This is a genomic window from Amycolatopsis sp. Hca4 (genome assembly GCF_013364075.1).
In the GTDB taxonomy this organism is placed as follows: Bacteria; Actinomycetota; Actinomycetes; order Mycobacteriales; family Pseudonocardiaceae; genus Amycolatopsis.
Window position 1 is genome coordinate 10953194 of the sequence record NZ_CP054925.1, and the last position, 19671, is coordinate 10972864.

Below are 19671 nucleotides of genomic sequence, written 5' to 3' on the forward strand. Positions count from 1 at the left end.
TCACGTTGACCGACACGTTGCCCGGCACGGGCATCGACGTCCCCGCACTGTCCCGTGTGGACACCACGGTCGCCGCGCTGGTCCTGGCGCAGGCGGAGCGGACGCCGGACGCGCTCGCCGTGCGGCAGGGCGCCACCCGGCTCACCTACGCTGACCTCGCCGCCGCGGCCTGGGGCGTGGCGGCGGCTCTGCGCGAGCGCGGGGTGGGCCCGGAATCCCGGGTCGGGGTGTGCGCCCACCGGACGCCCGCCCTGGTGACCACCGTCCTCGGCGTCCTGTTCTCCGGCGGCTGTTACGTCCCGCTCGAACCGGGCGGCCCGCGGGCGCGGCTGGCCGGGATCGTCGCCGACGCCGGGGTCTCGCTGGTCGTCGGCGACGCCGCGGTCGCGGAATTCGGGCCCGCGCTGGGCCTCGACGTCCCGCCGCCCGCCGCGCCCGGCGTCTGCCCGGCCACGCCGGACGCCACCGCGCACGTGCTCTACACGTCCGGGTCGACCGGGCGGCCGAAGGGCGTGCTCACCACCCACCGCAACATCGTCGCGTTCGCGACCGGGTTCGCCGGGCGGCTGGGCGTCGGCCCGGGCACCCGCACGCTCGGCATCGCCTCGCCCGGGTTCGACGCGTTCACGATGGACGTCTTCGTGCCGCTGATGACCGGCGGCTCGGTCCAGCTGGCGAGCTCGGCCGACCGCGCCGACCCGGAACGGCTGCGCCGGTTCGTCGTCGAGCACGACGTCAACTGGGGGTTCATCACCCCGACGCTGCTGGCGCTGCTGGACCCCGACGACGTGCCCGGCTGGCGGACCGTCGCCTGCGGTGGCGAGCCGGTTCCCGCGGACCTGGCCGCCCGCTGGCTGCCCGGGCGCCGGTTCTTCAACGTCTACGGCCCGACCGAGACGACCGTCGTCGTGCTCACCGACGAGGTCACCGGTATCCCGGCCGACCCGCTGCCGCTGGGGACGCCGACGCCGGGCCACCGCGCGCACGTCGTCGACGCCGAGCTGCGGCCCGTCCCGCCGGGCGAGGTGGGTGAACTGGTCATCGGCGGGCCCGGCGTGGCCGCGGGCTACCTCAACCGCCCGGAGCTGACCGCGCGGAAGTTCGTCGAAGACCCGTTCGCCCCGGGGGAGCGGCGCTACCGCACCGGCGACCTGGCCCGGCTGCGGCCCGACGGCAGGCTGGAGTTCGCCGGCCGCGCCGACCGCCAGGTCAAGGTCCGCGGGCAGCGCATCGAGCTCGGCGAGGTCGAGGCCGCCCTCGGCGCGCACCCGGATGTCGACGCGGTCGCGGTCGAAGCCGTGCCGGGGCCCGGCGGCACGCGGCTGGTCGCGTTCCTCACCCCGCTGTCGGCGCCGCCGGACGAGGACATCCACGGGTACGCCGGGGACCGGCTGACCGAGGCGATGCGCCCGGCCGCGATCCGGCGCCTGGCCGAGCTGCCGGTCAGCGCGGTCACCGGCAAGATCGACCGGCCGGCCCTGCGTGCCCTCGCCGAAAGCGGGCCCGTGGCGGCCGAAGCACCCGCGTCACCGGTGGAAGCGGTGTGGCGCAGGGTGCTCGGCCCGGCCGCCGGGCCCGACTTCCTGCTCGCCGGCGGCGATTCGATCTCCGCGATGCGGCTGGTCGCGGCGCTGCGGGCGGAGCTCGCCGCCGATGTGTCCGTCGAAGACGTCCTCGCCGGACGGACCCTGGACGGGCTCGCGCGGCGGGTCGCCGAGGCCGCCCCGCTCACCGGGGCCGGCCTGACGACCGGGCACGCACCGGCGTTGTCCCCGCCGCAGCGGCGGCTGTGGTTCCTCGACCAGCTCGCCCCGGACGCGGCGCCGTACAACATCGCGATGGCGTTCCGGCTGACCGGACCCCTCGACGCCGCGGCGCTGAAGGCCGCACTGCGCGCGGTGGCCGAGCGGCACGACGTGCTGCGCTGGCGGATCCGGCCGGTCGACGGTGTCCCGCGGGCCGAGTGCCTGCCGCCGGACGACGTGCCCCTGCCGGTCGTCCCGGTGGCCGCCGAAGCGGTGGCCGGCCGGCTGGCCGCCGACGCGGCGACCCCGGTGCGCCTCGACCGCGAACCGCCGTGGCGCGTGCGGCTCTACGCGCTGGGGCCCGGCGAGCACGTCCTCGGCCTCACCTTGCACCACGCGGTGTTCGACGGCTGGTCGCAGGAGCTGCTCTGCGCCGACCTGGCCGCGGCCTACCGGGGCGAGGCGCTGCCGCCCCTGCCGGTGTCCTATGCGGACTACGCGGTCTGGCGCGCCGACCGCGACCGCCGTCGCGAGGCCGTCGACCTGGCCTGGTGGACCGGGCACCTGGCCGGTGCGCCGTCCACTGTGGACCTGCCGCGGGACCGGCCGCGCCCGGCCGTGCAGACCTACCGCGGGGCGAGCCACCACCAGGCGTTCCCGAGCGGCCTCGCCGAGGCCGTCGGCGCGCTGGCGACGAGCACCGGGACCACCCGCGCCGGGGTGGTGCTGGCCGCGTTCGGGCAGCTCCTGCACCGGCTGACCGGCGGGGACGACCACCTGGTCGCCACCGTCGTCGCCGACCGGCAGCTGGCCGAGACCCAGGACGTCGCCGGGTTCTTCGTCGACATCGTCCCGGTGCGGCTGCGGGCCGGGGCCGGCGGCTTCACCGCGCTCGTGCGCCGCAGCGGCGAGGAGCTCCTGGCCGCCACCGCGCACCCGGCGGCGCCGATCGACCGGCTCGTGGACGCCCTCGGCGTGCCGCGTGACCCGTCGCGGGCCCCGCTCGTGCAGGTGATGGTCAACGTCCTGAACTTCACCGAGCCCCGGCTGGACCTGCCCGGGGTGCGCGGGGCGTGGCTGCCGGTCGGGAAGCCGGGCTCGCCGTTCGACCTGACCGTCTACGTCCTCGAGCGCGGGATCGAACTGCTCTACAACCCGGACCTGTTCGACGCGGGCCGGATGGCCGCGCTGGCCGAGGACTTCACGGCGCTGCTCGCCGCGCTCGTCGCCGAGCCGGACCGGCCGGCCGCGGCCTGCGCGCCGGAGCTCCCGCGGGCGCAGGTCCGGACCGCCGCGCCGGGCGCCGCCGCCCGTGCTCCGGCCCGCGCGGATCCGACCCCGGCCGCCGATCCGGCCGCGGTGGCCGCCACCGAGGCGGTCGTCGCGGCGGTCTGGCGGGAGGTGCTCGGACGCGAAGCCGTCGGCGTGACCGACAACTTCTTCGACCTCGGCGGGCATTCGCTCGCCCTGGCCCGCGTCCACGCCGAGGTCACCGCCCGGCTCGGCCGCCGCATCCCGATGGTGGACCTGTTCACCCACCCCACCGTCCGCGCCCTCGCCACCCACCTGCACGCGGGGGCCGCACCCAGCCCGGAGCTCGCCCGCGCCGCCGAGCGGGTCGCCGCCCGCCGGGGGCGCACCCCGTCCAGAAGACCCCGCCGCAGTGCCGGCACGACCGGCCAGGAACAGGAGCGACCGCTGTGACCCACGACCTCGAACCCGACCCCGGCACCGAGCCGATCGCGATCGTCGGGATGGCGGCCCGCGTCCCCGGCGCCGGCGACCTGCGCCAGTTCTGGCGCAACCTCGTCGACGGCGTCGAGTCCATCAGGCCCGCCACCCGCGAAGAACTGCTCGCCCGCGGCGCGGACCCGGCCACTTTGGACGATCCCAGCTGGGTCAACGCCACCACGGTGGTCGACGGCTTCGACGAGTTCGATGCCGACCTGTTCGGCATGACCAGCCGCGAAGCCGAGATCACCGACCCGCAGCACCGCGTGTTCCTCGAAGCCTGCCACTCGGCGCTGACCGACGGCGGCTACGACCCGGCCCGCTACCGCGGGGCGATCGGCGTCTACGGCGGCACCGGCCGGACCGGCTACCTGATCGAGAACCTGCTGCGCAACGAGCGCGTGATGGCCTCGCAGCACGGCGGCATCGGGATGTCGACCGGCAACCAGCCGAGCTACCTGACGACTTCGGTGTCCTACAAGCTGAACCTGCGCGGCCCGAGCCTGGCCGTCCACACGGCGTGCTCGACGTCGCTGGTCGCAGTGCACCTGGCCTGCGAGGCGCTGCGCAACGGCGAATGCGACATGGCGCTGGCCGGCGGCGTGAACCTGGAGATGCCGCACGGCATCGGGTACATGGGCGTCGAAGGCTTCACCTCGCCGGACGGGCACGTGCGCGCTTTCGACGCCGGCGCCAACGGCACGGTGTGGAGCAGCGGCGTCGGCGTCGTCCTGGTCAAGCGGCTTTCCCAGGCCCTGGAGGACGGCGACCACATCCGGGCGGTCGTGCTCGGCAACGCGATCAACAACGACGGCGCCACGAAGGTCGGCTTCTCCGCGCCGAGCGTCGCGGGGCAGACCGAGGCCATCGCGCAGGCGGTCGGCATGGCCGGGGTGAACCCGCGCACCATCGGGTACGTCGAGGCGCACGGCACCGGGACCGCGCTCGGCGACCCGATCGAGATCACCTCCCTGTCCACTGTGTACGGACACGGTGTCGCGGACACCGGCTGGTGCGCCATCGGCTCGGTGAAGTCCAACATCGGCCACCTGTCCCAGGCGGCCGGGGTGGTCGCGCTGATCAAGACCGTCCTCGCCATGGAGCACGGGCTGATCCCGCCGACCATCAACTACGAAGAACCCAACCCGGGCATCGACTTCCCGCGCAGCCCGTTCTACCCGGCGCGGACGGTGACCAAGTGGGAGGCGGCCGACACCCCGCGCCGGGCGGGCGTCAGCTCCTTCGGCGTCGGCGGCACCAACGCCCACCTGGTGCTCGAGGAGGCCCCGGCGCCGCGGCGGCAGCGCCGCCCGCACCCGGCGCACCTGCTGCGCGTCTCGGCGAAGACGCCGGAAACCCTCGCCGCCGCGGTCGAGCGGCTCGCCGACCGGCTGGCCGGGGACGTCGACCTCGACCTCGCCGACGTCGCCCACACCCTGGCCGCCGGGCGCACCGAGTACCCGCACCGCGCGGTCGTCGTGGCCCGCGACCCCGAAGACGCGGTCGACGGCCTGCGCGACCCGCGGCGGCTGCAGACCGCGCAGGCGGCCGAGCTCAAGGTCGCGTTCCTGTTCTCCGGCCAGGGCTCGCAGTACGCCGGGATGGGCGCCGAGCTGTACCGCAGCGAACCCGTGTTCGCCGCGGCCGTCGACGAGTGCTGCGAACTGGCCGGCCTCCCGGGCCTGAAGGAGCTGATCTTCGACCGCGGCGGGGACGCGAAGCTGCGGGAGACCCGCTACACCCAGCCGGCCCTGTTCGTCGTCGAGTACGCGCTGGCGATGCTGTGGCGCAGCTGGGGCGTGCGGCCGGGGGCGATGATCGGCCACTCCGTCGGCGAGTACGTCGCCGCGACCCTCGCCGGGGTGTTCACCCCGGCCGACGCGCTGCGGCTGGTCGTCCGGCGGGGCGAGCTGATGCAGTCGATGCCCGCCGGCGCGATGCTCGCCGTCCAGCTCGACGAAGACGCCGTGGCGAAGCGGCTGCCCGAAGGCCTGGCGATCGCGGGCGTCAACGGCCCCGGCACCTGCGTCGTCGCCGGGCCGTCCGGCGCGGTCGCGGACTTCGCCGCGTTGCTGCGCTCGACTGACGTGCAGTGCCGCGAGCTGGTGACCTCGCACGCCTTCCACTCGCCGATGATGGAGCCGATCCTGGCGGAGTTCACCGAGGCCGTCGCCGCGGTGCCGAGGTCGGTGCCGTCGCTGCCGTTCCTGTCGAACCTGACCGGCGGCTGGATCACCGGCCTGCAGGCCACCGACCCGGCGTACTGGGCCGCGCACCTGCGCCAGGCGGTCCGGTTCGGCGACTGCGTCCGGACGCTGTTCGCGGGCGGCGACCGCTGGGCGCTCGTCGAATGCGGCCCGGGCCACCAGCTCGCCGGGCTCGCCCGCGGCCAGGTGCCGAAGGGCCTGCCGGCACCCCGGCCGAGCCTGCCCGGCCGCACCGACCGCGAAGGCGACGTCGAAACGCTCCACGCCGCCGCCGGTCTGCTGTGGACACACGGAGTTCCCGTCGAGCCCACGAGTCCCGGCTACCGCGTGCCGCTGCCGGGCTACCCCTACGCGCGCAAGCGCTACTGGGTCGACCCCGACCCGGCGGGAACGGTCGCCGCGACGGCCCGGCCGAGCGGGCCGCTGCCGCTCGACGAGTGGTTCGCGGTGCCGTCCTGGCGGCAGGCCGGGCCGGAGCTGCGGCGTGAGCCGTTCACGTCGTGCCTCGCGTTCGTCGACGACGAAGTCCTGCCCCGGCTGCTGCGGAACGCCGGGGTCATGGTCACCGAAGTCCGCCCGGGTGCGGGGTTCGCGGCCGTCGAAGGTGGCTTCACCGTGCGGCCCGGTGTCCGCGAGGACTACGACGCCCTCGTCGCCGCGCTCGGCGACCGCCCGGAGCGGGTGGTGCACGCCTGGGCGCTCACCGGGACCGAGACCGGGATGGCCGCACAGGACCGCGGGTTCTTCAGCGTCCTCAACCTGGTCCAGGCCTGGGGCGAACCGGTGCGGATCGACCTGCTGAGCACCGGGACCGCCGACGTCACCGGCACCGAGCTGACCCGGCCCGAGCACGCCACCCTCGCGGGCATCGCGCGGGTCGTGCCCCTGGAGGTCCCGGGCACCGTCGTGCGCCGGATCGACGTCGAGAGCGTGTCCGCCGAGGTCGTCGCCGAGCTCTTCGGGCCGGCGGACACCCCCGAGGTCGCTCTGCGCCGCGGCCGCCGCTGGGTCCAGGAACACACGCAGCTCGCGGTGCCCGAGGCGACGTCGCCGGTGCTGCGCGACGGCGGCCGGTACCTGATCACCGGCGGGACCGGCGGCATCGGCATCACGCTGGCCGAGGACTTCGCGCTGCGCGTCCGCGCGAAGCTGATCCTGCTGACCCGGTCCGGCCTCCCGCCCCGCGAGGACTGGGCGGCCCACGACGGCGACGACCGGACGGCCCGCGCGATCCGCGCGATCCGGCGGATGGAAGCGGCCGGCGCGGTGGTGCACGTGGTCGCCGCCGACGTCACCGATCCGGCCCGGCTGCGGGAGGTCCGCGAACTGGCCGAACGCGAGTTCGGCGGCCTCGACGGGATCGTGCACGCGGCCGGGCTCCCCGGCGGTGGCGTCGCCGAGGTCAAGGAGCGGGCGGTCGCGGAAGCGGTGCTCGGCCCGAAGATCGGCGGCACACTGGCGCTGGCCGAGGTGTTCGCCGGCCTGCCGATGGACTTCGTCGCGCTGTGCTCGTCGGTCACCGCGGTCTCCGGCGACTTCGGGCAGGTCGACTACTGCGCGGCCAACAACTTCCTCGACGCCTACGCCCGCGGCGACCACGGCTGGCGGGCCCGGGTCGTCGCGCACGACTGGGGTGGCTGGGACGAGGTCGGCATGGCCGCCGAGGTGGCCGCGCCGACGACCATCCGGTCCACCCGCACCAAGGCGGACGGCCCGGTCGCGCACCCGGTGCTCACCACCCGCACCGGCGAAGGCTGCCACGGCCTGGTCTCGGCGGCCGGGCACTGGCTGCTCGACGAGCACCGCATCGCCGGCGTGCCGGTCGTCCCGGGCACCGGGCACCTGGAGACCGTGCGGGCCGCGGTCGAGGCGGCCCTGCCGCGTCCGGGCGACGGCCACGTCGTCGCACTGCAGGACGTCGCCTTCCTGGAGCCCTTCTCGGTGCCGGAAGGCACGGTCGCCGAGTACCGGGTCGCCTTCGACGGCGACGGATTCACGGTGACCAGCCGCGCAGCCGGCGTGACCAAGGTGCACGTCCGCGGCTCCGCGGGCTGGGTCCCGGCTCCGGAAGCGTCCACTGTGGACCTGGCGGCGATCAAGAGCCGGACGAGCGTGCTCGACGACGGCAACGCCTTCGGCACCGGCCGGACCAGCATGGTCACCTTCGGCCCGCGGTGGGCCGCGCTGCGCACCCACCACGTCGGCGCGCACGAGGAACTGGCTTCGCTGGTCGCACCGGACGCCGCGGTGGGGGACAAGGGCTGGGGCCTGCACCCGGCGCTGCTCGACGTGGCGACCGCGTTCGGCCGCGGCCGGGGGAGCGGCACCTACCTGCCGATGAGCTATGGGCGGGTGGTCGTGCACGCCCCGCTCCCGGCGCGCTTCCACAGCCACCTGCGCTACCGGGACTCCGGCGGCGACCAGGTGATCGCCGCCGACCTGACGCTGTGCGCGGACGACGGCCGCGTGCTGGTCGAGATCGAGGACTTCGTGCTGCGGCAGGTCGACGAGAACGCGGTCGGCAGCGGGCTGAGCGCCGCGCGGGAGTCCACTGTGGAGTCCACGGGCATCCGGCCGGTCGACGGCGCCGAGGCGTTCCTGCGGGCCCTGACGCCCGGCCTCGGCGGGCAGGTGGTGATCAGCACCCGCCCGGTGGCCGACCTGTTCGCCCGCCGGGTCACCGCCGAAGCGCTCGAGGAGACCGAAGAAACCACTGAACCGGCTTCCCCGCAAGCGCAGGACGACTACCTCGCCCCGCGCACCGACCTCGAAGCGGAGATCGCCCGGCAGTGGGCCGAAGTGCTCGGCGTCGAGCGCGTCGGCGTCCACGACGACTTCTTCGCCCTCGGCGGCAACTCCCTGGTCGCCATCCAGCTGATCGCCCAGGTCCGCAAGACCACCGGCGCCCGGCTGGCCATGAAGACGCTGTTCGAATCCTCCACGGTGGCCGCGCTGGCCGAGCGGATCGAGGAACTGCGCGGCGGCGCCTCCGCCCCCGCCGCCGAACCCGCGCCCGCCGCGACCACCATCCCCAAGCTCGAGCGCTGAAGCAGGAGACATGACCGAAACGAAGGAATGGACGTTCCCGGCGTCGTTCGGGCAGGAGCGGATCTGGCTGTCCAACCAGCTCGACCCGGCGTCCCCGGTGTACAACCTCCCCTGCCAGGTGCGGCAGGACCTGCCGCTCACCGAAGCGCAGTGGCGGGCCGCGCTCGGCGTGGTCGTCGGGCGCCACGAAGCCCTGCGGACGGCGTTCCGGATGGACGGCTCGGACCTCCTCCAGGTGGTGCACCGGGACGTCCCGATCGACTTCGAGGTGCACGACCTGCGGGAGTTCCCCGACCGGGAAGCCCGTGCGGTCGGGCTTTCGGAGGCGATCGCCCGTCGCCCGATTCCCCTCGACACGGCGCCGCCGTGGCGGGCGCAGCTGTGCCGGCTCGGCGACGCGGACTGGCTGCTGACCTTCGTCGTGCACCACACGGTGTTCGACGCCGGTTCGGCGGTCGTCCTGGCCGCCGAACTCGACGAAGCCTGCAACGCGGCCGCGGAGGGGCGGCTGCCGAAGCTGCCCGAGCTGGCCATCCAGTACCCCGACTACTCGGCGTGGCAGCGCGGCCGGCTGCCGGCCGTCCGCCCGCAGCTGGACTACTGGCGCGAGCGGCTGGCCGGGCTGCCGCCCGTGCACAGCCTGCCCACCGACCGGCCGCGGCCCGCGGAGTTCGGGTTCGGCGGCGACCAGGTCGATTTCGCGCTGCCGGACGGTCTCCTCGACCGCGTCGGCGAGGTGGGCCGCGAGCTGTCGGCGTCGCCGTTCATGGTGCTGCTGGCCGCCTACACCGCGCTGCTGTCGCGGCTGTCCGGCTCCGGCGACATCGTGGTGGGCGTGCCGGTCGCGGGCCGGGACCTGCCGGAGCTGGCGCCGCTGATCGGGATGTTCGTCAACCAGTTGGCCATCCGCGTGGCCTGCGACGGCGACCGGCCGTTCGCCGAGCTGGTGGGCGGGGTCCGCACGGCCGTGCTGGACGCCATCGAGCACGGCCGGGTGCCGTTCCAGCTGGTCGCCGACGAGGTCCGCCCGGAGCGTGACGGCCGCGTGCAGGCGGTCTACCAGCTCGGCTTCAACTTCATCCCCGACTCGGGCATCGAGCCGGTGCGCTACGCGACCGCCAAAGACGACGTCGCCATCGACCTCACCGCGACCGGTGGCCGGCTGCTCTACCGCACCGACCTGTTCGACCGGGCCACCGCGGAGTCCATGGTGGACCGGTTCCTCCGGGTGCTGACGGCCGCGGTCGCGGACCCGGCCGCCGCGGTGGCGGACCTGCCGCTGCTGTCGGAGGCCGAACGCGGCCAGGTCCTGGAGGAGTGGAGTGGTTCGTCCGTCGAGGACGCTCCGCTGGTGCTCGCCTGCTTCGAAGACCGGGTGCGGGCGACGCCGGACGCGGTCGCCGTCGACCTCGGCGGCGTCCGGCTGACCTACGCCGAGCTGAACGCGCGGGCCAACCGCGTCGCGCACCGCCTCAGCGGTGGCGGCGTGGCCGGGATCTGCGCGCCGAACTCCGCCGAGCTGGTCGTCGGCATCCTCGGCGCGCTCAAGAGCGGGACCGCCTACGTCCCGCTCGACCCGGCGAACCCGCCCCAGCGGCAAGCGCTGATCCTGGCCGACGCCGGGGCGCGGGTCGTGCTCACCGCCGGGGACGTGACCCTCGACGGGGAGACCCTCGCCCTCGACGACCCGGCCGTCTGGGCGGATGCCCCCGAAGAGAACCCCGCGCCACCGGGCCCGGACGACCTCGCCTACGTCATCTACACGTCCGGCTCCACCGGGCGGCCGAAGGGCGTCCAGGTCGGGCACCGCGCGCTCGCCACCTACCTGGGCTGGGCCCGCCAGGCGTACCCGAGCCTGGCGGGACGCGCGCTGCTGCACACGTCGGCGTCCTTCGACCTGACCGTGACGACGCTGCTCGGCCCGCTCACCGCCGGCGGGTCCATCGTGGACTCCGGACGGCCCGACTTCGTCAAGGCGACACCGACGCACCTCGCCGTGCTGCCGGAGGAGTCGTACCCGACCGGCGATCTGGTCGTGGGTGGCGAGGCCCTGCTGGGCGAAGCCGTCCGGCCCTTCACCGGAATCGCCGTGACCAACGAATACGGCCCGACCGAGGCGACGGTCGGCTGCATCGCCCACCGGCTCGACGGGCCGGTCGACGGGCCGGTGCCGATCGGCCGCCCGATCCCCGGCACCCGCGCCTACGTCCTCGACGACCGGCTGCGGCCGGTCCCGCCCGGCGTCGCCGGCCAGCTCCACCTCGCCGGCGCCCAGCTCGCCCACGGCTACCTCGGCCTGCCCGAGCTGACCGCGCAGCGGTTCCCCGACGGTCCCTTCGGGCGGATGTACGCGACCGGCGACCTGGCCCGCTGGCGCCGCGACGGCACCCTCGAATACCTCGGCCGGACCGACGACCAGGTCAAGCTGCGCGGCTTCCGGATCGAGCCGGGCGAGGTGGAAGCCGCCCTGAAGGAGCTGCCGGACATCCGGGACGCGGCGGTCGCGGTCCGCGAAGGGACGCTCGTCGGGTACGTCGTCGGCACCGCCGACGGCGCGGCCGACGCCCTGCGGGCCACCCTGCCGGAGTACCTGGTGCCCACGGTGTTCGTCACCCTCGACGCGCTGCCGGTCGCGGCCAGCGGCAAGCTCGACCGGGCCGCCCTGCCGGATCCGCAGCTCGACGGCGGCCCGGCCGAATACGTGGCGCCGGGCACCGCGGCCGAAGAGCTGGTCGCCGAGGTCCTCGGCGAGCTGCTGGGCGTGGAGAAGCTCGGCGTGCACGACGACTTCTTCGCCCACGGCGGCAACTCGCTGCTCGCCATCCGCGCGATGGTCCGGATCCGCAAGCAGGTCGGCGTCGACCTGCCGGTGCGCGGGCTGTTTTCGTTCACCACGGTGGCCGAGCTGGCCGCGGAGGTCGAGCGCCGCCTGGAAGCCGACCTCGAGCAGCTCAGCGACGAAGAGGTCCGGGCCCAGCTGGCCGAAGGCGGGCCGGCGTGACGACGATCGACGAAACCGGCCGGGCGGCCGCGCGGCGCGCGTTGCTGGAACAGCGGCTGCGGCGGCGCGCCGAGCCGGCCGCGACCATCACCCGGCGGCCGGACGGCGACCCCGTCCCGCTGTCCTACCAGCAGGAACGCGTCTGGTTCATGGAGCAGTTCGCGCCCGGGACCACGGCGTACGCGATCCCGGTGCCGATCCGGCTCACCGGCCGCCTCGACACCGCCGTGCTCCAGGCGGCGCTCGACGCCCTCCCGGCGCGGCACGAGGCGCTGCGGATGCGGTTCCCGGCCGGGGAGGACGGGCAGCCGTCCGTCCACCTCGAACCGGTCGTCACGGTGCCCTTGTCCATGGTGGACGCGGGCAGTGAAGACGCGGCTCGCGCGGCGGTCGACGCCGCCGCGGCCGAGCCGTTCGACCTGGCCGGCGGGCCGCTGCTGCGGGCCACCCTGGCCCGCGTCACCGACGAGGAGCACCTCCTCGCGGTGTGCACGCACCACATCGTCGGCGACGGCTGGTCGGTCGACCTGCTGCTGCGCGACCTCGCCGCGCACTACCACGGCACGGCGGCCGCCCTGCCCGCGTTGCCCATCGGGTACGGCGACTTCGCGCACTGGCAGCGCCGGACGCTGACCGGCGCCGAACTCGACCGGCAGCTCGACCACTGGCGGGCCGCGCTCGACGGCGTCGAACCCCTGGAGCTGCCCACCGACCACCCGCGGCCGGCGACCCAGACCTTCGACGGCGCCATCCACGAGTTCTTCGTCGAGCAGGACCTGGCCCGCGCCCTCGGTGCGCTGAGCCGCGAGCACGGCGTCACGTTGTTCATGACCCTGCTGGCCGCCTACCAGGTCCTGCTGGCCCGGTACTCCGGGCAGGACGACTTCGCCGTCGGGTCGTCCTCGGCCGGGCGCGGCCTGCCGGAGCTCGAAGGCGTGGTCGGCATGTTCATCAACATGCTGCCGTTGCGGGCCCAGCTGGCCGGCGACCCGACCTTCGCCGAGCTGCTGGCCCGGACCCGCCGGCACGTGCTCGACGCGTTCGAGCACGCCGACGTCCCGTTCGAGCGGCTGGTCAACGCCCTCGGCGTGCCGCGTGACGTCAGCCGCTCGCCGGTGTTCCAGGCGATGTTCGTGCTGCAGAACTACGAAATGGGCCGGCTGAGCACCGCCGGAACGTCCGAAGTGGACTTCCGGTGGCTGCCCATGGACCTGCCCTCGACCCGGTTCGACTTCGAGTTCCACGCGATCGAGGTCTCCTCCGGGCTGATCGGCAAGTTCGTGCACAACACCGCGTTGTTCGGCGCGGACACCGTCGCGGGCATGGCCGGGCGGCTGGTGACGCTGCTGCGGTCGATCGTCGCCGACCCCACCCGGCCGGTGTCCGAACTGGACCTCCTCGGCGACCAGCGGGACCTGGTACTGGACCGCTGGAACGACACCGCGGGCGAGATCCCGCCGGGCACGCTGCACTCGCTGGTCGAAGCCCAGGTGGCGCGGACGCCGGAGGCACCCGCGCTGACCTTCCGCGGGGCGTCGCTGTCCTACCGGGAGCTGGACGAGCGGGCCAACCGGCTCGCCCACCGCCTGCGCGAACTCGGCGTCGGACCGGGCACCCTGGTCGGCGTCTTCGCCCAGCGGTCGTTCGAACTCGTCGTCGCGCTGCTCGGGGTGCTCAAGTCCGGCGGCGCGTACGTGCCGCTCGACCCGGAGTACCCGGCCGACCGGCTCGCGTTCATGCTCGAAGACGCGGCCGCGCCGGTGGTGCTGACCCAGGCTGCCCTGCGCGAAACCCTGCCACCGAGTGACGCCACGGTCGTGGTCCTCGACGACCTGACCGGGCCGGCCACGCCCCTGGAACCCTCGGCGGGCGCGGAGGATCCCGCGTACGTCATCTACACGTCCGGGTCGACCGGGCGGCCGAAGGGCGTGCCGAACGGCCACCGCGGCATCGTCAACCGCCTCGACTGGATGCAGCGCGAATACGGCCTCGACGGCTCGGACGCGGTGCTGCAGAAGACCCCGGCGAGCTTCGACGTCTCGGTGTGGGAGTTCTTCTGGCCGCTGATCACCGGCGCCCGGCTGGTACTGGCCGAACCCGGCGGCCACAAGGACGCCGCCTACCTGCGGGAACTCCTGGACACCGAAGGCATCACCACCGCGCACTTCGTGCCGTCGATGTTGGGCCTCTTCCTCGCGGAGCCGGGCGTCGAGCAGGTGACAGCGCTGCGGCGGGTCGTCTGCAGCGGCGAGGAACTGCCCCTGGACACCGCGCGCGAGTTCGTCCGGCGGCTGCCGCACTGTGAGCTGCACAACCTCTACGGGCCGACCGAAGCCGCGATCGACGTCACCGCCTGGCACTGCACGGCCGAAGCGCTCGCCGAGGTCGCGTCCGTGCCGATCGGGGCACCGATCCGCAACCTGCGCATCTACATCCTCGACCGGCGCGGCAACCCGTGCCCGGTGGGCGTGCCCGGCGAACTCCACATCGCGGGTGTGGGCCTGGCGCTGGGCTACCACAACCGGCCGGAACTGACGGCCGAACGGTTCGTCCTGGATCCGTTCCACGGCGGCCGGATGTACCGCACCGGCGACCTCGCCTCCTGGCGTGCCGACGGCACGATCGCCTTCCTCGGCCGGCTCGACCACCAGGTCAAGCTGCGCGGCCTGCGCATCGAGCTCGGCGAGATCGAGGCCCGGCTGCGGGAGCAGCCCGGGGTGGCCGACGCGGTCGTGCTCGTCCGCGAGGACACGCCGGGGGACAAGCGCCTGGTCGGCTACGTCGTCGGAGAGGCGGACACGGGTGCGCTGCGGACCGCGTTGAAGGAGACGCTGCCGGACTACATGGTCCCGCCGTCGTTCGTCACCCTCGGTGCCCTGCCGCTGACACCGAACGGCAAGCTCGACCGCAAGGCGCTGCCCGCGCCGGTCGCGGCCCGCGACGCGCGCACGGCCCTGGTCGAAGCCTCGACTCCCCTGGAAGTGCTGCTCGCCGAGATCTGGCGGGACGTGCTCAAGGTGGACGAACTCGGCGTCGACGACGACTTCTTCGACCTCGGTGGGCACTCGATGCTCGCCACCCAGGTCGTCGCGCGGATCGCCAAGGCCGGGCACCAGGCGGGCGTGATGGACCTGTTCCAGCACCGCACGATCCGCGAGCTGGCGGTGTTCCTCGACGGCGACCGCGACGACTCCGGGCACCTGCTGTACGAGCTGACCAAGCCGGTCGCGAAGCCGACGCTCACCTACGTCTGCTTCCCCTACGGCGGCGGCAGCGCGATCGTCTACCAGCCCCTCGCCGACGCCCTCCCGGGCGGGTACTCGCTGTTCTCGGTGGCGATCCCCGGCCACGACGTCGGGCTCTCCGAGGAAGCCGTGCCCTTCGACGAGCTGGTCGAGCGGCTGGCCGACGAGGTCCTCGAGCGCATCGACGGGCCCTTGGCGATCTACGGCCACTGCGGGGTCGGCAACGCCCTCGCCGTCGGCGTCGCCCGGCGTCTCGAAGAGCGCGGCCGGGAACTGGAGGTCGTCCACATCGGCGCGATCTTCCCGTTCGCGCGGATCAAGGGCGCGGTCGGCACCCTGCGCACGCGGCTGGAAAAGCTGCGCAGCAACCGGTACTACGCGAACTGGCTCAAGGGCATGGGCGTCGACACCGACGACCTCGACCCGGCACAGGCCGACCGGATCATCAGCAACATGCGGGCCGACAGCCGCGCCGCCGAGGAGTACTTCAGCGGCCTGCTCGACGCCCGCGTGGCCAAGCTGCGCGCGCCGATCGTCTCGGTCGTCGGCTCGGAGGACCCGGTCACCGACTACTACGCCGAGCGCTACCGGGAGTGGGAGTTCCTCACCGACCGGACCGCCCTGGTCGTGCTGGACCAGGCCGGGCACTTCTTCCTCCGCTACCGCGCGGAGGAACTCGCGGAGATCCTCACCCGGGTGTACCCGGCCCTCGACGAGCCCGGCGACCTGCACGTCTCGGCCCGCGGCGAGGACGCCGGCTGGGCGGTCCACGACACCCACCGCTCCCAGGTGGACGAAAAGCCCGCGGTGAAACCGAGCATGGCCCGGTTCGTCACGGTCACCGTCGGCCAGCTGGTCTCCTCGACCGGCTCCGCGCTGACGTCGTTCGCGGTGCCGATCTGGCTCTACACGAAGACCGGCTCGGTCACCGACCTCGGCCTGCTCTGGGCACTGGCCCTGCTCTGCGGGGTGCTGGTGCTCCCGGTGGCGGGCGCGCTGGTCGACCGCGGCGACCGGCGCCGGATCATGATCGCGGCCAGCGCGATCGCCGGCGTCATCCAGCTGGCGCTGGCGTTGCTGCTGACCGCGGGGAACCTGCAGCTGTGGTTCCTGTACGTGCTGATCCCGCTCGGGTCGGTCGCCGGGTCGATCCAGCGGATCGCCTACCAGTCGTCGGTGGCGCAGCTGGTGCCCAAGCAGTACCTCGGGCACGCGATGGGCCTGGCCCAGCTGTCCAACGGCTTCGCGCAGCTGCTCATGCCGGTGATCGCGGCCGGGCTGCTCGCGGCGATCGAGCTGTCCGGGATCCTGGTCCTCGACATGGCGAGCTACGTCTTCGCCGTCGTCAGCCTGCTGTTCGTCCGGTTCCCCGACCTGCTCGGCTGGCGCCCGCGCGAGCCGCTGCTGACCGCGATCGCGGGCGGGCTGAAGTACTCGTGGAACCACCGCGGCTTCCGCACCATGCTGCTGTACTTCGCGCTGGCCAACGTGTTCCTGGCGCCCGCGCTGGTGCTCGTCTCCCCGCTGGTGCTGTCGTTCGGCACGGTCACCGACGTCGCCCAGGTGGCGCTGGCCGAAGCCGTCGGCGCGGTGGCCGGCGGCATCGGGATGGCGCTGTGGGGCGGCCCGCGCAAGCGGCGGATGGTCGGCGTCCTGTCCGGCAACGTCGGCATCGCGCTCGGCAGCCTGGTGATGGGCCTGCGGCCGTCGCTGGTCGTCGTCGCGGCCGGGGTGTTCCTGCTGGCCGCGGCGATGGCGGTGTCCCAGGGCATCTACGCGACGCTGGTGCAGGTCAAGGTGCCGCAGCGCTACCACGGCCGGGTCTTCGCGATCAACCAGACGATCACCTGGTCCACCCTGCCGATCGGGTTCGCGGTGCTGGCGCCGCTGGCCGTCGGCTGGTTCTCGCCGCTGCTCGCCCCCGGCGGGGCGCTGTCCGGGTCGGTCGGCACGGTCCTCGGCACCGGCGAAGGCCGCGGTGTCGGGCTCGCCTACGTCGTCTACGCGCTGATCCTGCTGCTGATCAACGCCGGCGGGTTCAGCATCCGGCTGCTGCGCCGGTTCGACACCGAAGTCCCCGATTCGCTGCCGGACGACCTCGTCGGCGCGCAGGAACGGGAGCGCAAGCTCGCCGGGAAGGAGGCCGCGTGAGTGTCGTGGTGCTGATCAGGGAGGCCGTGGGCACTGGGTCGGCGAGGTCGCCGCGGCGGTGCACGCGGCCGGCCACCGTGCGGTGCTGCTCGCCCCGCCGGTGGACGAGACCGAGCGCGCGTCACTGGCCGCGCTGGTGGACGAAGTGGTCGCGGTCGACGACGTTTACGACGCTGTCGCCGTCGCCTCGGAAATCCGGTCCCGGTTCGGGACACCCGCCGCCGTGCTGACCGGCTCGGACGGCGCCATCACGAGCACCGCCCGGGTCGCCGAGCTGCTCGGCGTCGCGCGGTGCCCGGCTTCGGTGTTCGCCCGGTGCGCGAACAAGTTCGCGGTCCGCGAGGTGCTGGGCGGGACTCCGGCCGCGTTGATCTCCTCGGCGGCGGAGGCCGCGGAGGTGGCGGCGCGGGTCGGGCTGCCGGCGATCGTCAAGCCGGTCAACGGGGCCGGCAGCAACCTGGTGCGCACGGTGTCCACTGTGGAAGAACTGGCCGCCGCGTACGAACTGCTGGCCGCGCGGCTGCCCGAGTCCGCGGACCCGCGCTACCACCGCCGGTTGGGGACACTCGACCCGGCCACGACGTTCCTCGTCGAAGGGTTCCTCGACGGGCCCGAGTACGCGGTGGACGTGCTGATCCGCGACGGCGTCGTCGAACCGGTCGAGGTCCTCGACAAGCCGCTGATCGACGAGCGCAAGTTCGAACTGGCGCTGTCCTGCCCACCGGCCGGGCTCACCGGGGAGCGCATCGCGCTGATCACCGCCGCGGCCGCGGAGGCGGTACTGGCGCTCGGGCTGGACAACACGGTCGCGCACGTCGAGGTGATCGACGACGTGCGGCGCGGCCCGACCATCGTCGAGGTCAACGCGGGGCGCCCGGCGGGCTCGATCATGCCGCTGCTGGGCAAGCTGCGCACCGGCATCGACGTGTTCGCCGAGCTGACCGCCCTGGCCCTCGGTGCGCCGCCGCCCCCGCGGGAACCGGCGAAACTGCCGATTCCCCTCGCGATGCTGATCCTCTACGCGGCCGGCTCCGGCACCCTGACCGGGATCGGCGGCCTCGACGAGGTCGCCGCGCTGCCGGAGGTGATCGACGTCGTCACCACCGTTTCACCCGGTCAGGTGCTCAGCGACGAGCAGGAGACCTACGCGGTGAACCTCGTCGTCGCCGGGTTCGCCGACCACGAGGACCTCGCCGCCCTGCACGCCGAAGCGAGCAAGCTGATCCGCCTGGAGGTCGCGTGAAGACCGCGTTCATCGTGCGGGAGACGCACGGGCAGTGGATCGGGGACTTCGCGGCCGCCGTCCGGGCGTCCGGGTGGCGGGCCGAACTCGTCACCGAGCCACTGGAGAACACCGAGCGGGCCGCGTTGAACCCGCTCGTGGACGGGTTCGTCGTCGTCGAGGACATCCGGGACGTTCCGGCCGTCACCGAGGCGCTCCGGAGCCGGCAGCCCGCCGCGGTGCTGACCGGGGCGGAGGGGATCCTCGCGAGCACTGCCCAGGTGGCCGAGCTGCTCGGCGTCGCGCGCTGCCCGGCGTCGGTGTTGACGTTGGCGCACAACAAGTTCGCCGTCCGGGAGAAGCTCACCGAAGCGGGCCTGCCGGGGCCCCGGGCCGCGTTGTTCGCCGACCCGGCCGACGCGGCCGCGATCGCGGAGCGGGTCGGGCTGCCGGCGATCGTCAAGCCGGTCAACGGCGCCGCCAGCACCCTGGTCCGCACGGTGTCCACAGTGGAGGAACTGGCGGCGGCCCACGAGGTGCTGGCCACCCGGCTGCCGGAGAATGCGGACGCGCGCTACCACCGGGTGCTGCCCGGCGGCCTCGACCCGCTGCGCGTGTTCCTCGTCGAGAGCCTGCTCGACGGACCGGAGTACGCGGTGGATGTCCTGGTCCGCGCCGGGGCCGCGGAGACCGTCACCGTGGTCGGCAAGCCGCTGATCGACGAGCGGAAGTTCGAGCTCGGCATGGTCTGCCCGCCGCTCGGGCTGTCCGCGGAGCGCGCGGCGGCGATCCGCTCGGCCGCGGCCGACGCGGTGCTCGCCCTCGGCCTGGACGACACGGTCGCGCACGTCGAGGTGATCGAGGACGCCGCGCTGGGGCCGGTGGTCGTCGAGGTCAACGCCGGCCGGCCCGCCGGGGGAGCGCAGCCCGCGCTGCTGAAGCTCGCCACCGGGATCGACGTCACCGCCGAGACGGTTTCGCTCGCCCTCGCACCCCGCCGCCCGCGCGGGGCACCGGGCTGCCGGTGCCGGTCGGGTACCTGATCGTCTACGCCGAGGGCTCCGGGCGGCTGGTGCGCGTCGAGGGCACCGGCGAGGTCGCCGACCTGCCCGAGGTCCTCGACGTCGTCACCATCGTTTCCCCCGGCCAGGTGCTCACCGACGACCAGGAGATCTACGCGGTGAACGTCCTCGTCGCCGGCTTCGCCGACCTGGACGACCTGGCCGCGCTGCACGCCGAGGCACCAAGCTGATCCACTTCGAACTGGAGGAAGCATGACCGCCGTACTCGCGGAGCTGCAAAGGCAAACGAGCACACGAAG

General features: G+C 74.1%; 5 protein-coding genes and 1 pseudogene. All 6 read left to right on the top strand.

Translation table 11 applies throughout. The annotated features are described in order from the left end of the window. Positions 1–5 precede the first annotated feature (5 nt). The 6 genes and pseudogenes from HUT10_RS49730 (at position 6) to HUT10_RS49755 (ending at position 19628) form a co-directional block, all read left to right on the top strand. Entirely contained in the window at positions 6–3449 is a 3444-nt protein-coding gene (locus HUT10_RS49730) for a non-ribosomal peptide synthetase (RefSeq protein WP_176177591.1), read from the top strand. After that, the gene (locus tag HUT10_RS49735) at positions 3446–8731 is read left to right on the top strand and encodes a type I polyketide synthase (protein WP_176177592.1); all 5286 of its coding nucleotides are present in this window, start codon (positions 3446–3448) and stop codon (positions 8729–8731) included. The genes HUT10_RS49730 and HUT10_RS49735 overlap by 4 nt, the downstream gene beginning before the upstream one ends. A gap of 10 nt (positions 8732–8741) precedes the next feature. Then, positions 8742–11732 carry a non-ribosomal peptide synthetase gene (locus HUT10_RS49740; protein ID WP_176177593.1) on the top strand — a complete coding sequence of 997 codons (2991 nt, stop codon included), beginning with the start codon at positions 8742–8744 and terminating at the stop codon, positions 11730–11732. Then, the gene (locus HUT10_RS49745; RefSeq protein WP_176177594.1) at positions 11729–17128 is read left to right on the top strand and encodes a non-ribosomal peptide synthetase; all 5400 of its coding nucleotides are present in this window, start codon (positions 11729–11731) and stop codon (positions 17126–17128) included. Before HUT10_RS49740 ends, HUT10_RS49745 begins: the two co-directional genes overlap by 4 nt. 58 nt (positions 17129–17186) lie before the next feature. Next, entirely contained in the window at positions 17187–18371 is a 1185-nt protein-coding gene (locus tag HUT10_RS49750; protein WP_176177595.1) for an ATP-grasp domain-containing protein, read from the top strand. Next, positions 18368–19628 (top strand): annotated as a pseudogene (locus HUT10_RS49755) (ATP-grasp domain-containing protein). Before HUT10_RS49750 ends, HUT10_RS49755 begins: the two are co-directional and overlap by 4 nt. Positions 19629–19671: the final 43 nt, after the last annotated feature.